This window comes from Salinimicrobium sp. CAU 1759, assembly GCF_054482715.1.
The window spans coordinates 2,300,566-2,316,270 of the sequence record NZ_JBTLRK010000001.1 but is presented as its reverse complement, the minus strand read 5'-3'; the positions used below and the strand labels follow the sequence as shown (position 1 = coordinate 2,316,270).

6 protein-coding genes are annotated in these 15,705 nt (G+C 42.5%); 3 read left to right on the top strand and 3 right to left on the bottom strand.

Annotated features, from left to right (window positions below; all coding sequences use genetic code 11):
* Positions 1–232: 232 nt before the first annotated feature.
* The 3 genes from glgB to ACXYMT_RS10400 all read right to left on the bottom strand — a co-directional run bounded on the left by glgB (position 233) and on the right by ACXYMT_RS10400 (position 8,559).
* Positions 233–2,128 carry a 1,4-alpha-glucan branching protein GlgB gene (gene glgB / locus ACXYMT_RS10410; RefSeq protein ID WP_459059168.1) on the bottom strand — a complete coding sequence of 632 codons (1,896 nt, stop codon included), beginning with the start codon at positions 2,126–2,128 and terminating at the stop codon, positions 233–235.
* A gap of 1,143 nt (positions 2,129–3,271) precedes the next feature.
* A complete protein-coding gene (gene treS, locus ACXYMT_RS10405; protein WP_459059012.1) occupies positions 3,272–6,568 on the bottom strand; it encodes a maltose alpha-D-glucosyltransferase in 3,297 nt (1,098 codons plus the stop codon).
* Positions 6,569–6,579: 11 nt separating this feature from the next.
* The gene (locus ACXYMT_RS10400) at positions 6,580–8,559 is read right to left on the bottom strand and encodes an alpha-1,4-glucan--maltose-1-phosphate maltosyltransferase (protein WP_459059011.1); all 1,980 of its coding nucleotides are present in this window, start codon (positions 8,557–8,559) and stop codon (positions 6,580–6,582) included.
* A gap of 192 nt (positions 8,560–8,751) precedes the next feature.
* Between ACXYMT_RS10400 and treZ the strand changes: the two genes are divergently transcribed.
* The 3 genes from treZ to treY all read left to right on the top strand — a co-directional run bounded on the left by treZ (position 8,752) and on the right by treY (position 15,704).
* On the top strand, positions 8,752–10,566 hold the full coding sequence (gene treZ / locus ACXYMT_RS10395) for a malto-oligosyltrehalose trehalohydrolase (RefSeq protein ID WP_459059010.1): 1,815 nt from the start codon (positions 8,752–8,754) through the stop codon (positions 10,564–10,566).
* A 75-nt stretch (positions 10,567–10,641) separates the two neighbouring features.
* The gene (locus ACXYMT_RS10390; protein WP_459059009.1) at positions 10,642–13,068 is read left to right on the top strand and encodes a DUF3536 domain-containing protein; all 2,427 of its coding nucleotides are present in this window, start codon (positions 10,642–10,644) and stop codon (positions 13,066–13,068) included.
* Positions 13,065–15,704: a malto-oligosyltrehalose synthase gene (gene treY / locus ACXYMT_RS10385; protein WP_459059008.1), complete on the top strand. Its 2,640-nt coding sequence runs from the start codon at positions 13,065–13,067 to the stop codon at positions 15,702–15,704. The genes ACXYMT_RS10390 and treY overlap by 4 nt, the downstream gene beginning before the upstream one ends.
* The last annotated feature ends 1 nt before the right edge of the window (position 15,705 follow it).

Here is a 15,705-nt window from a genome sequence, read left to right as displayed (position 1 = left end):
TTTTAAGGCTCCTGAAGTTACGGATTTTACCGTAAAAGTTAGAGGCCTGTTGATTAAAACTGTTTTTCAGAAAACTTTAGATTTCTCGATCGTACCCATTGAGAATACTTGATCAGGATGACACGGGTTAGTAAAAATATGCAGAACAGTAATCATTGGTCATAGATCACTTTCTAATTAAATAGCTGCCCCGGGATTTTTTGGGGCAGGTCTTATTTTTACTTTTCTGTGATCAAGATTTCTTAAGATAGATCACGGCCATGGGAGGTAAAGTTAATGAGATCGAATTCTCCTGCCTGTGTGCCGGTAATTGCCCGCTTTCTATCTTGCCATCATTCTTTACATTACTTCCTCCAAACCTTTTGTCATCACTGTTGAAGATCTCTTTCCAGCTACCTGCTTCCTGTACTCCAATCCTGTAGTTCTCTCTTGGCACAGGAGTAAAGTTGCAAACTACCAGCAGGTTGTCCTTAGGATCATCTCCTTTTCGCAGAAAGCTGATGATACTATTTTCTTCATCATTTATATCTACCCATTCAAATCCTTCATGGGAGAAAGCCTTTTCATAAAGGGCAGGTTCTTTTTTATAGAGCTTGTTAAGTTCTTTAAAGGTCTCCTGTATTTGTTGATGTGGGCCTTCATTTGTTAGATGCCATTCCAGGCTGGAATCGTGATTCCATTCTGTGGTTTGTCCAAATTCTGCCCCCATAAAGAGCAATTTTGTTCCGGGATGAGCAAACATATAGGAGTAAAGGGTCCTGAGGTTGGCAAATTTGTTCCATTCATCTCCCGGCATCTTGTTAAGGATGGACTGCTTACCATATACTACCTCATCATGAGACAAGGGTAGCATAAAATTCTCTGTAAAGGCGTAATTGGAACTGAATGTAATAGTGTTTTGATGATACCTTCTGTTAATAGGATCTTCACTAAAATACTTGAGAGTATCGTGCATCCAGCCCATCATCCATTTCATCCCAAAACCAAGTCCGCCAATGTAGGTAGGTTTGGAAACCATTGGCCATGCTGTGGATTCTTCGGCAATGGTCACTGCATCGGGAAATTCCTTGTAAACAACTTCATTGAATTCCTTGAGGAAACTTATTGCTTCCAGGTTCTCGTTTCCACCAAATTCGTTTGGCTCCCATTCCCCTTCTTTTCTGGAGTAATCAAGATAAAGCATAGAAGCTACGGCATCAACTCTTAATCCGTCGGCATGGAACTTATCCAGCCAAAAGAGCGCGTTACTTATGAGGAAAGACCGTACCTCATTTCTTCCATAGTTAAATATATAGCTCTGCCAGTCTGGGTGAAAGCCTTTTTGCGGGTCGGCATGTTCATAGAGATAAGTTCCGTCAAAATAGTGGAGACCATGGAGGTCTGATGGGAAGTGGGAGGGAACCCAATCCAGGATAACTCCAATTCCCGCCTGGTGCAGGCTATCGATAAGCTGCATGAACTCCTGCGGAGTGCCAAAACGGCTCGAAGGAGCAAAATATCCTGTTATCTGATAACCCCAGGATCCAAAGAAAGGGTGTTCCATGACAGGCATAAATTCCACGTGAGTGAATCCGAGGTCTTTAATGTACTGTGGGAGTTGCTCTGCAAGTTCAAGATAGGTAAGGGATCGAAAATTATCTTCGGGTACTCGCTTCCAGGAACCAAGATGGATTTCATACACCGACATAGGTTGCGCTTTACCCTCTTTTTTCTGCCTGTCTTTCATCCATACTTTATCTTTCCAGGTATTCTCAAGATCCCAAACTACAGAGGCTGTATTGGGAGGAGTTTCCCATTGAAAAGCAAAAGGATCTCCTTTCTCGGCTTCATAGCCGTTATTGGACCTTATAAAATACTTGTACAAACTGCCCTTTTTGGCACCCGGTATAAATACCTCCCAAATCCCGGAATTATCCCATCGCGCCTTCATGGAGTGAGCTTCCCTGTCCCAGTTATTGAAATCCCCAACAACCGAAATCTTTTCGGCATTTGGAGCCCAAACTGCAAAATACACACCTTCTGTTCCCATATATTCCATAAGGTGAGAACCTAACTTGTTATACAAGTGATAATGTTTTCCTTCCCGAAACAGGTGAATATCAAATTCTGTTAGTAAAGTTGCTTCCACCGGTTTATCAGAGGAAGACTTTTGCTCCTCCTTTTTGTTCGTAGTGAGATCCTCAACTTTTTCCTTTGCTTTATGGGCTGCAGCTGCAACCTCCTCTTTGTTGGGCAGAATTTCCTCTACTTTTTTCTTTGCCTTTTCGGCTTGAGGAATGATCTTTTCTGCCAAATTTCCGGCTGCATCTTTTATGTCTTCAGGATCGGGAATCAAGTCTCTCGCCATTTTTTCGAGATCCCTTTTCGTTTCTTCATCAGGTGTGATCTTCTTCTTGAGATTATCAGCTGTTTCCTTTGCAGCATCTTTTAGATCTTCGGAAGGTGAAGTATTCGGCAGCTTCATTTTTTCTTCGGCACTTATACCGGGAACTTTTTTCTGCCTGGACATCTTCTTTGGAGCCTTTTTCTCTGTTGGTTTTGGCTCTGCCTCTTCTGCTTTTTTAACTGCACTTTTCTTTGTTGTAGGGGTCTTAGGCGTGGCCGTAGCCTTCTTTTCAGCTGTTTTTCGAGTTCTGGTCTTCTTCTCCGGGCTTTCCTGTGGAGTAGTAGTGACTTTTGACGCCGGTGCAGCCACATCGGGCACCTGGTCATCGGTTAGGGGTTCCTGAAATTTTACAGGTTTAGAAGAGCTATCTTCCTTTTTCTTTGCTGCCGATGTTTTTTTTGTCGGTTTCCCGGGTTTAGGACTGGCGGCAGCGTCTGAATCGGGCATCTTCGCTTTGGGCAATCCTGTTTTTAATTTTGTCGCCTTTTCTGCAGTTGTTGATTTTGATTTTGCTGAAGTTTTCCCGTTCTGCTTTTTAGGCTTAGGTTCAGCTGCTGCATCTGCATCGGGCATTTTAGTCTTAGGAAGTCCAGTGTTCAGTTTTGTAGATTTTTCTTCGGCAGAAGATCCAGACTTAGCTGATGTCTTTTTAGAAGCTGTAGCCCTTTTTGTAGCCGGTTTTTTTTCTGAAACAGATTTATCCGAAGTTGATTTCTTTGTTCCTGTCTTCTTTGGGGAATTATCACCCACTCCTTTGGGCCCTTTAACCTCTCCTGATTCCTCGGCAGAAGTTTTTCCTTTTTCAACAGGTCCCTTTGGAGCCTTTCCGCTTCCTGAAGTTTTTTTCTCTATATCTTTCTTATTGTTCTCTTTCTTAGCCATAATTTATTGTTTAATGCATGATTTAATTCCCCTTAGCGGGATCAAGACCCAATCTGGCCGGTTGTTCAATTCATAATTCATCTCATAAATTGCTTTTTCGAGCAGGAAGATCTGCATAAGGATCTCGGTATCTTCTTCATCTGGTGGTATAAAATCGTTCTCGCCTACATGTTCGTAATACCCCTGAAGGAAAATTTTGGTGACGACATAATACCAGTTATCGGCCCAGTTATCAAGTTCTCCTTCTTTATTGTGGTCGTCAATATCAGATTCCATAATGCTGCTGTAGGCCGCATAGTGGAAGGAGCGAACCATTCCTGCAACATCCCGTAGCGGTGACCTCTTCAATCTTCTTTCACTAAATGATCGTGCAGGTTCTCCTTCGAAATCAATGATCACAAAATCTTTTCCTGTCCATAATACCTGCCCCAGGTGATAATCTCCATGGGTACGTATCTTCATGATTGGTATTTTGTGATCGTACACTTTCCTGAATGTTTTCAGAACATCTGCTTTCATGTCTAATACTTCCTGTGCTTCTTCCTGTATGTGCTTGGGAAGGGTCTTAATGCTTTTCTGAAGGTTTTGGAAAGCATTCCGGGTAAGGGATTGCAGGGAAGAGAAAAGGGACCTTTGGTAGTGCAGTGAAAATGGTTCCGGTTCAAAATCCTTTTCAAGAGGGTTTGCAGCCAAAGCCTTGTGCATTTCTGCTGTTCTTTGTCCTAGCAAAAATATTCTCTCAGGAAAGACCATTCCCAGTAATTCTTTCATGTTTTCTGAAAGATCCTGGTAAGAATGTGGTTTTAAGGTGTGTTCTACCGGTTCAAATTCCTGCTCCTTAGGCATTGTCAATACCCTGTCAAAAAAGCGGTTTAGAGCATCCTTTGTATAGTCCCAGGCGTCACCCTGGTTAGGAACCAGGTCCTGCATCATTCCCAATACAATGATATTCTTGGCATCAGGTTTATATTCTATTGCCCCTACAAACCGTGGAGAATTTTTGTATTCTGTCTTTTCTGTGAGATATTTTGTGATCTCCAAGTCGGGATTTATGGTGTTGTCCAGTTTACGGTAAAGCTTGAGGAAATACCTGTTATCAAAAATTAGTGAAGTATTGCTCTGCTCTGCATTAAGGATCTTGGAGTGAACCTTATCTGTTTTGTCAAATCCGTCCTCACTGTGGTAGAACACTAAATTTCCGCGGCCACTCTTTAATTTCCGGCCTTTCTTGATGTTTCTGAAAAGTACATTTCTAAAACTTTCACTGTAGACGGCATCAAAAAGGTATCCTTCTTCTTCTCCCAACTTTAGTTTCGCAATAATTCCTTTGGCCGGGATCTCTTTGTACTCTTCATCAAACTTCGGACTTAAAAACCCGAGAGGAAGCTGGTAAACTTCAGGTAATCCATCATTGTAGCTCACCTCAATGGTTATTAAGGTAGACGGAATTTCCTCTACCGGGATATCTACCTTATTAACCACCGTTATATTCTGTATGACTCTGGACTTACCGCCAAACCAGCGGCAGCTATTAAGATAATTAGGAAGAATGTTGTGCTCAAATCGGGATTTCGTCTTGTTTTGAAGCAGATGATCCCATTCTTCGACCTGTATCTCAGGTGTTTCAGATTTGGCAACGTGACCCTCTTCTTTTTGCAATTGGAACCAATAGTAACCATGAGGTGCCATGGTAAATAAATAAGGGTGTTCGGTTATCCGGGGAAATTTGTTATGACTAAAAACCTCTACCGGAATGTAATCTTCATAGGCCTCCAGATCCAGCTCTGCAGCCTGTGGGAATCTCGAAAGATTTCCTAGTACCAGAATATCTTCATCTTCAAAGGTCCTTGTAAAAGCGATGATCTTGGCATTGCTAGGGGAGAGGAAATTAATATCTCCGCGCCCAAAGGCTTTGAACTTTTTTCTCATGCTAATGATCCTCTTCATCCACCAGAGCAGGGAAGAAGAATTCATCTGCTCGGTTTCCACGTTTACAGATTCATATTTGTAAGATGGATCAATGATCACAGGCAGATAAAGCTTATGAGGATTGGCGTGTGAGAATCCTGCATTCCTGTCTGATGACCATTGCATTGGGGTCCTCACCCCATCGCGGTCTCCCAAATAATAATTGTCTCCCATTCCAATTTCATCACCGTAATAGATCACGGGAGTGCCGGGGAGAGAGAATAGCAACACGTTCATTAGTTCGATCTTGTTCCTGTTGTTCTCCAGTAAGGGAGCTAACCGGTGACGGATCCCCACATTGATCTTCGCCTGCGGATCTTTAGTGTATACTTTATACATATAATCTCTTTCCTCATCGGTCACCATTTCCAGGGTAAGTTCGTCATGGTTCCGAAGGAAAATCGCCCACTGGCAATTTTCGGGAATATCGGGTGTCTGGTCGATAATATCCATTATCGGGTACCTGTCTTCCATTTTTACCGACATAAACATCCTGGGCATGATAGGGAAGTGGTAATTCATATGACATTCGTCCCCTTCTCCAAAATAGGCAGCCGAATCTTCGGGCCACATATTGGCTTCTGCCAGGAGCAATTTGTTATCATATTTGCTGTCCACATGTGCCCTTAACTTTTTCAGAAAATCATGGGTTTCAGGAAGGTTCTCACAATTGGTGCCTTCTCTTTCGAAAAGATATGGAACAGCGTCAAGTCGAAATCCATCTACTCCAAGGTCAAACCAGAAATCCAGTACATCAAAAACTTCCTGTTGTACCTGCTCATTGTCAAAATTAAGATCGGGTTGATGACTGAAGAAGCGGTGCCAAAAATATTGTTTGGCAACAGGATCCCAGGTCCAGTTGGATGGTTCGGTATCTGTAAATATTATTCGGGTGTCCTTATATTTTGTTGGGTCATCAGTCCATACATAATAGTCTCTTTCTGGAGAACCTATAGGTGCGTTACGTGCCCGCTGGAACCACGGGTGCTGGTCTGAGGTGTGATTGATGACCAGCTCGGTAATGATCTTTAATCCACGTTCGTGAGCTTCATCAATCAACCTTTTAAAAGTATCGAGGTCTCCATAAGAAGGATTAATACTGTAGTAATCTGCAATATCATAACCGTCATCGCGAAGTGGTGAAGGATAAAAAGGGAGGAGCCAAATGGCAGTCACTCCCAGATCTTCCAGGTAATCAAGTTTTTGAAGTAGGCCTTCAAAATCTCCAATTCCATCACCGTTACTATCGAAAAAGGCTTTTATGTGAAGTTCATATATAATAGCATCTTTATACCAGGTATCCTGATCGCTCGCTTGAAGTGGTTTGATCATGCTAATTGCTTTTATTGTATAGGTTTTTTTGTTTCTACTTTTAAGATATGCGCAGGGATCGCCCGTGGATGCAGCTCTACATAATTCCACTCATTTTGCCAAATATAGCTGGCTCCCGTAAGGAGATCTTTTACTGAATAAGAATCACGATCCTCGATCCCAAGTCTTTTTAAAGGGACCTGAACCCAACCGGACTGGGTATTGTTCGGGTCAAGGTTTACCACGATGATGAGCTTGTTGTTCTCATCTTGATCTACTTTGGAATAACAAATGATCTGGTCGTTATCTGTAGCACAGAATTCTATGTTCCAGGTGGTTTGCAAAGCCTCATTTTCATTTCTAATCCTGTTGAGGATACTTATCATTTCCTTAATCCGCGTGTTGCGATGCCAGTCCCAGTGATAGATCTGATATTTCTCGGAATGGATATATTCTTCTTTTCCGGGATAAGGTTCATTAAGCCCAAATTCAAATACAGGCCCGTAGAGTCCATAATTCGAAGACATTGTGGCAGCAAGTATTAACCTGATCAAAAATGAAGGTTCATCTTTGTGTTCCAGAGAAATTGGAAGGATGTCTGGCGTATTTGGCCAAAAATTCGGCCTGTAGTATTCCCTAACCTCGGTTTGTGTAAGTTGAGTGAGATACTCCTCAAATTCTTCTTTTGTGTTTCTCCACGTGAAATAAGTATAGGATTGGTTGAAGCCAATTTTCGCCAGTTCCTCCATTACCCTGGGACGGGTAAATGCCTCTGCTAGAAAAATAATGCCATCGTGCTTTTTGTTGATCTCCCTGATACACCACTCCCAGAATCCAAAGGTCTTTGTATGCGGATTATCTACTCTGAATATATTTACACCCTTATCGATCCAGAATTCCACGATGCTTTTAAGCTCATCCCACAGGTTTTCCCAATCTTCGGTCTCGAAGTTCACCGGCAGTACATCCTGATATTTCTTTGGAGGATTTTCGGCATATTGAACCGTACCATCCGGTCTCCATTTAAACCATTGAGGGTGTTCTTTCACATAGGGATGATCTGGAGAACATTGAATGGCAAAATCCAGGGCGATCTCGATTCCCATATCCCTGGCTTTTCTTACCAGCCGGGTGAAATCTTCCATGGAACCTAACTCCGGGTGAATGGCTTTGTGGCCTCCTTCTTTTGCTCCAATTGCCCATGGAGAACCGGGATCTCCTTCCTCGGCTTCCGTAGCATTGTTGAGCCCTTTTCTATGGCTGCGGCCAATTGGGTGGATAGGTGGAAAATAAATTGTGTCAAATCCCATTTTTGCCACCTCAGGTAGTACATTTTCGCAGTCTTTGAAGGTCCCGTGTCTTCCTTTTTCGGGAGATGCAGATCGCGGGAAGAATTCGTACCATGCGCTAAAAAGAGCCTTTTTTCTTTCTACTCTAACTTCTAGTGTCTTGTCATAAGGAAAAGCTTTGTTGCGATCCCGGGACTCATACATAACCCTGGAAGCACTGTCGCTCAAAGCTTCAGAAACTGCTCTTTGCTCATGCTCTTCATCACGAAAAAGCTGGATCCATTCCTTTAATTTCTTTTTGTTGGGCCCAGAAGCCCGGGGAAGAGCTTCTTCCATGAGTTCTGCTCCAATAAGCAATTCAGTTTTGATGTTTTGCTTTGCAGCGGCTTTTTTTTCAAGTCCGTCCTGCCAGGAAGTGTAGTGATCTACCCATGATTCAAGGGAATATTCGTAATCTCCCGTTTCATCCAGACTAAAGGTAGTGCTCCAGTGATCATTACCTTCGAATTCCATAGGTTTTTCCTGCCATTTTTTCTCACGACCTCTACCTTTTTTCTTTTGGCGGTAAAGAAGTACAGCATCAACTTTATCATGGCCGTCACCAAAAATGTCGGCCTCTACCTTTATCTCTTCATTTATAACTCTTTTTATCGGATATTTTCCACAGTCAATTTGGGGTTTTACATTTCTTATACTAACTCTCTTATGACCATCAATTTTCATATGTTTTCTTTAAAATATAGGAGGTTGATTTTTTCTGAAATGCCCGTCATTTCAGGTCTTTCTGAATTCTAAAACACTTAAATTTAGGCAAGTAAAAGCACACCCTTAGTTAAAAAACTATTAAACATTGATTCTTCCATTTTATCCTTCTTAGCTTTGATAGTGATTGAAAAATTTGGTAGAAGTTTATTTATGGGAAAGAGTGTTGGTGCAGTATATAAAGGAGATAAAAAAACTGAATTTTGCGTATGGGCCCCGTTTGCAGATACTGTAGAAGTTGTCCTGAAAAATATTGATTCACAGAGTCTTGCAAAAGATGACAAAGGTTATTGGAAGCAGACCCTTTACAATGTAGCACCCGGGGAATTATATAGGTTCAGAATAGACAAAAAAGAGTTTCCAGACCCTGCTTCTCTTTCTCAACCCGAAGGAGTTCACTCCTGGTCGAGAGTCATCGATCACAATTCCTACTCCTGGCAAGACCGGTCCTGGAAAGGCAGGGAATTATCAAATATGATTATCTATGAACTTCATGTGGGAACCTTTACTCCACAAGGCACTTTTGAAGCCATAATTGACAAACTCGATCATTTGGAAGAGCTGGGCATCAACACCATTGAATTAATGCCTATTGCACAATTTCCCGGAGAACGAAATTGGGGCTATGACGGTGTCTATCCTTTTGCCGCCCAGCACAGCTACGGCGGAGTCGAAGGTCTTAAGAAACTGATCGACGCCTGTCATAAAAGGAATTTTAGCGTCCTGTTAGATGTGGTCTATAATCACTTTGGTCCCGAAGGAAATTATATTTCCCAATATGGGCCTTACTTTACAGATAAGTATCATACGCCTTGGGGAAGCGCCATTAATTATGATGATGAACATTCTGACCAGGTAAGGCAGCATTTCATTCAGAATGCTTTGATGTGGCTGGAGGATTTTCACTTTGACGGACTCCGTTTAGACGCGATCCATGAGATCATTGATCGCGGTGCAAGACATTTTTTAAAGGAATTGAGTGAAAAAACAGATGAACTGGAGGAAAAAACCGGAAGGAAGTATGTTCTTATTGCCGAGAGTGATCTAAATGATACAAGAATAATTGATGATTACTCCAAAGGTGGATATGGGCTTGAAGGGCAATGGGTTGATGATTTCCACCATGCAGTCCATACAATACTTACCGGAGAGTCTGCCGGGTACTACGCCGATTATGGAAAAATGGATTATCTGGCCAAAGCTTTTAAGCAGGCTTTTATCTACGACGGTATATATTCCCCTTTCCGGAAAAAGACTGTTGGGAATAGTCCGGAGGGGTTTGACCCCTCCAATTTTGTCATTTGTATTCAGAATCATGATCAGGTAGGAAACAGACTGCTTGGAGAGCGCCTGGCCGAACTGCTGAGCTTTGAAAAGCAGAAGCTTGCTGCAGCCATTATGCTTACGGCCCCTTTTGTGCCTATGCTATTCATGGGGGAAGAGTTTGGGGAAAAGAAGCCCTTTCAGTATTTTATAAGTCATGAGGATCCAGATCTTGTAAAAGCAGTACAGGAGGGCCGAAAAAGAGAATTTGAGTACTTTTTTCATTCCCATTCTGAAGGCGAATTTCCCGATCCCCAGGCTGAAGAAACCTTTGAAAACTCAAAGCTGAACTGGAATTTTAAAGAGGAAGAACAACAAAATCTTCTGTTCGAGTTTTATAAAGAATTGCTGAAGCTGAAAAAAGAGGGCGCTTTTGACCTTTTTGGAAATAAAGGCCTTGATACTGAGGTTGATGAGGAAAAAAAGATATTTAAGGTTTCGGTCAAGGTGGGAAATTCAGGCTTGAAAGGGATCTTTAATTTTGGAGAATCAAAATACACCGAAAAGACTTCAGAAAAGGATTACCCTGAAGTTTTTATCTCTTCCGCAGATAAGAAATGGGGAGGAAATATGGAGGGGAATGACCATTTCAATTCCGGAGAGCTTACTATTCCTCCTGAAGCGGTGGTGATCTACAAATTGTAAAAGAAGACCCCTCAAAAATGCCCTTTTTGGAACCTTATTAAAGAGGTAGTTCATTAACTAACTAACAAAAAAATTATGAGTGAGAAATATGTATGTGTGCACGGTCATTTTTACCAGCCTCCAAGGGAAAACCCATGGTTGAACAAAGTAGAGATCCAGGAATCGGCCTATCCCTATCACGACTGGAATCACAGGATCAACGCCGAATGCTACGTGAGAAATTCGGCTTCCCGCATACTTGATGAGGAAGGGAAGATCCAGGCGATCATGAACAATTATGCCTGGATGAGCTACAATATCGGTCCTACTTTACTGGCCTGGATGCAAAACGAGACGCCAAAGACCTATGAGGCGATCCTGGAGGCAGATAAAATAAGTCAGGAGAATTTTTCGGGACATGGAGCTGCACTGGCACAGGCTTACAATCACCTCATTATGCCTTTGGCAAATAAAAGAGATCAGGAAACACAGGTAATATGGGGCATTGAGGATTTCAAATCCCGCTACAACCGGATGCCCGAAGGAATGTGGTTAGGTGAAACTGCGGTAAATACCGATGTGCTTGAGGTGCTGGCAAAGCACGGGATAAAGTTCACTATTCTTTCTCCTTACCAGGCAAAAGCAGTAAGAAAGATTGGCTCTAAAGAATGGGAAGATGCGACCGATGCTAAGGTGAATACCCGTCGTGCCTATACCTGTAAATTGCCTTCGGGAAAAGAAATTAGTCTTTTCTTCTATGATGGTCCTGCTTCCCAGGCGGTGGCATTCGAAGGACTTCTTAACAATGGGGAAGCATTTGCCGACAGGTTAAGGGGCCAATTTGCAGAACATGATGATATGGAACTGGTACATATCGCTACCGATGGAGAAAGCTATGGTCACCACCACAAGCTGGGGGAAATGGCACTTTCTTATTGTCTGCATTCCCTGGAAGAGGACGATGATATTAACCTTACCATCTATGGTGAGTTCCTTGAAAAATTTCCGCCAGAATATGAAGCCCAGATCATTGAAGATACTTCCTGGAGCTGCTATCATGGGGTAGAGCGCTGGCGCAGTGATTGTGGTTGTAACACAGGTGGCAACAATGACTGGAATCAGGAATGGCGAAAACCTCTAAGAGAAGCTTTTGACAAGGTTCGGGAAAAGCTCATCACACTCTTTGAGAAGGAGATGGAGCCTTATACTTCCAGCCCCTGGGAAGTCCGGAATAAGTATATCCAGGTGATCCTTGACAGAGATCCAAAGAATGTAAAAGGCTTCCTTACTGAAAATACCCGTGAGGATCTGTCTGAAGAAGACCAGGTCAAGCTACTCAAATTGCTGGAGATGCAGTATCACGCTATGTTGATGTACACCAGTTGCGGGTGGTTCTTCGATGAGGTCACAGGGATTGAATCCATGCAGGATATCTTTTATGCACAACGTGCCGTACAGCTTGCTGAAGAGGTTAGTGGTGAAAAATATGAACCCGATTTTGTCGAATCCTTAAAGAAGATCCCAAGTAATATTCCGCAGTATGAAACGGTACATAAGGCATATGAACTTTTCGTAAAGCCTATGGAACTGGATATGATAAGGATTGGGGCCCACTATGCTATTTCTTCGGTCTTTGAAGAATTTCCGGAAGAAGTGACCCTTTACAACTTCAACGCTACTACAAAAGCCAGCCACTACTATGAGGCCGGAAAGCAGAAATTGATCATAGCCCGTACAGAATTCCGCAGTGATATCACCTGGGAAAAAGTGGATATCTCTTATGCTGTGCTTTACATGGGCGATCACCACATTTTTGGGGGGGTTAGAAAATACATTAGTGCAGAAGCCCTGGAGGAGCTTCATTCCAAGATGTCACACTTCTTTGAAAAGGGTAATATGTACGAGATCTTTAATCTCATGGATACTCACTTTGGAAACCATAACTATTCCTTCTGGCATTTGTTCAGGGATGAACAGCATCTCATTATGAAACAAGTGATGGAAAACAATCTAACCGGCGCCGAAGGTGCCATGCAGCAGCTGTATGACAACACTTATCCACTGCTTAAAACCTTTCAGGAGGTGAATATGAGGGTCCCTTCCCGACTTAAGTTGCCGGTCGAAATGGCTGTAAACAACCGTCTGGAAAAGGAACTAGAAAAAAAGGACTGCGACTTCAAGAAACTTGAGAATCAAATCAAAGCGGCTGTATCTATAGAAGCCGAGCTGGACTCCGTCACTCTAAATTTCCTCGCAGAGAAGCGGCTTACAGATCTTACGTTGGAGCTTGAGAAAAATCCTATGGATCTCAAGATGCTGAAGAAGGTCAATGCCCTCTTGGAAATGCTGGAGGAAACTCCTCTCTCTCCCGAAAAATGGGAGGCTCAGAATATTATTTTTGGAATAAAAGAAGAACACTTCCGGGAAGCACTTGAACGAAGTGAGGAAGGTGATGAGGCAGCTACAAAATGGGTTCAGGAATTTCAAAAGCTCGAAGAATCCGTAAACCTGGCCCTCCAATGAAAAATCCGGTTTCTACATACAGAGTCCAACTTTCGCCAGACTATACTTTTGATGATCTGGACGGGATCGTTGACTATTTAGAGGAGTTCGGGATTTCGACCATCTATTCTGCCCCCTTTTTTCAGGCACGTAAGGGCAGTACTCATGGATATGATATTACCAACCCTTTCCAGATCAACAAGCAGATAGGTAAGTTGGACATGTTTAGAAGGATCAGCAAAAAATTGCAGCAAAAGAACATGTCCTGGCTGCAGGATATAGTTCCCAACCACATGGCTTTTGACGGGGACAATATTTGGATGCAGGATATTTTTGAAATGGGCCCGGATTCTATTCATTATAATTTTTTTGATATTGACTGGAAGGAGTCAGGGAAGGTAATGGCCCCTTTTTTAGGAAGCCCGCTGGAGGATGTGATCAGGAATAGAGAATTGCAAATAAAGGTGTCAAAAAGGGGATTTTTGATCACTTATTTTGATCATGAATACTTTGCCGCCGCACGTTCCTATGCCTCAATTTTAGGCCGGGAAATGGGAGCTAAATGGGAAGAGCAGTTCCGGAATTTTTCAGGAGAGGATGAGAACTGGCAGGAGCTCAAGGAATATTTCCTTAGAGAGTACGACAAAGAACCCGATTTCAGAAATAAAGTAGACCAGAGGGTAGAGGAGATCAATGCTTCTGAAGAAAAGCTGAAGGGAATTCTCGGGGAACAGTTCTTCTTGCCGGCACACTGGAAAGAGACTGAAAAGGAGATCAATTACAGAAGATTCTTTACTATCAATGACCTCATCTGTCTTCGAATGGAAGACAGGCAGGTTTTTGAGAGCTATCACAGGTTTATTCTTCAGCTATGTGAGGAAAATCTTATACAGGGATTGCGAATTGATCATATTGACGGACTTTTTGATCCTAAAGGCTACCTGGAGTGGCTTCGGGAGAAATTGGGTCCCGAATTCTATATTACTATTGAAAAGATCCTTGAATGGGATGAAAAACTTCCTGTTCACTGGCCTGTTGAAGGTACCAGTGGATATGGTTTTTTAGCTACGGTAAACCAATTGCTCACAAATCAAAGGAGTGAGAATAAATTTACAGAGGTCTATCAAACGCTCAACCCGCGCCACCAGGATTATCACAAACTCGTCTACGAACAAAAGCGCTTTATCCTGGAGGAAAGAATGGGTGGGGAATACAATAACCTCTGGAAAATGGCTCTTGAATATGACCTTTTAAAGGAGAAAGAAAATGATCGGAAAGCTTTAGGTGCATTTTTGGCTGCCTTTCCTGTATACCGTATATATCCTGAAGAATATCCGTTAAGAAAGCGACAGAAGAAGATCATAGATGCTGCCTTTGAGGCTGCTAAAGATCATCAACCCGGGCTTAAGGAAGAGCTGGAAGACATTAGAAAATTTTTTCTGGGAGAAGCTGAAAAAGACAGGGAGCATATGCTGAAGTTTCTTCAGCGATGTCAGCAATTTACAGGACCACTCGCAGCAAAAGGGGTAGAGGATACTACCTTTTACATCTTCAATGAATTGATCTCTCATAATGAAGTTGGAGATTCTCCTGAAAATTTTGGATTATCGATAAGCGGTTTTCACAAGAGGATGATAGGAAGAATGGAAGATTTTCCACTTTCCATCAATGCTACGGCTACTCATGATACCAAAAGAGGGGAAGATTCCCGTATGCGGCTTAATGTTTTAAGCGAGATCGAACAGGAGTGGTTTGAAAAGGTTCAACAATGGAAGGAAATTGCAAAGACAGTTCGAAATGATAATGCTGTTCCCGATACCAATGAGGAATATTTTATCTATCAAATGCTCATTGGTGCCTGGCCATATTCAGGCGAACCAGGGGAGGAATTTCTTGAGAGATCAACAGCTTATTTGCAAAAAGTCCTGCGGGAGGCCAAAGAAAATTCGTCCTGGGCTGCTCCAAATGAAGAATACGAGAATAAGGTCTATACATTCCTAAAGGATCTGCTGAACTCTTCTGATTTCAGAGATTCTTTCCAATCTTTTCATGCAAAAGTTGCCGTTTACGGAGTTGTAAAATCCCTGTCTCAATCCCTGCTGAAGATCATTGCGCCGGGAATTCCCGACGTCTATCAGGGAACAGAACTATGGGACCTTAGTTATGTAGATCCCGATAACCGCCGACCTGTGGATTACGATCTCCGGAAAAAATATCTTTCAGAAATAGCTGCAGTGTCTCCGGAAGAAATGGAGAAGGAATTACAGAACCTGAAGAAAGATTATACCAACGGAAAAATCAAGATGTACTGTCTTCACCGTGCCCTGTTGGCTCGAAGGGATATGGCTGAAGTTTTTGAGGCAGGAGAATATATTCCTTTAGAAGTACAGGGTGAAATGGGATCCAGGATTGTTGCCTTTGCCCGCGTAATAGATGGTAAGGCCGCAGTAGTGGTATCTCCTGCAATGGTAGTCGATCTTTTTACCGAAGATCTCGGGGTAAAGGATCTGCCTGAAGAGCTGAAAGTGATCCTGCCGGATACTCTAAAAGGGACCTTCAAAAATGTCTTTTCGGGAAAAGATTTTTCTTCAGAAGCTCTTGTGGTAAAAGATCTTTTTACCGACTTTCCCGTCGCACTTTTAACACGCAACACCTGAT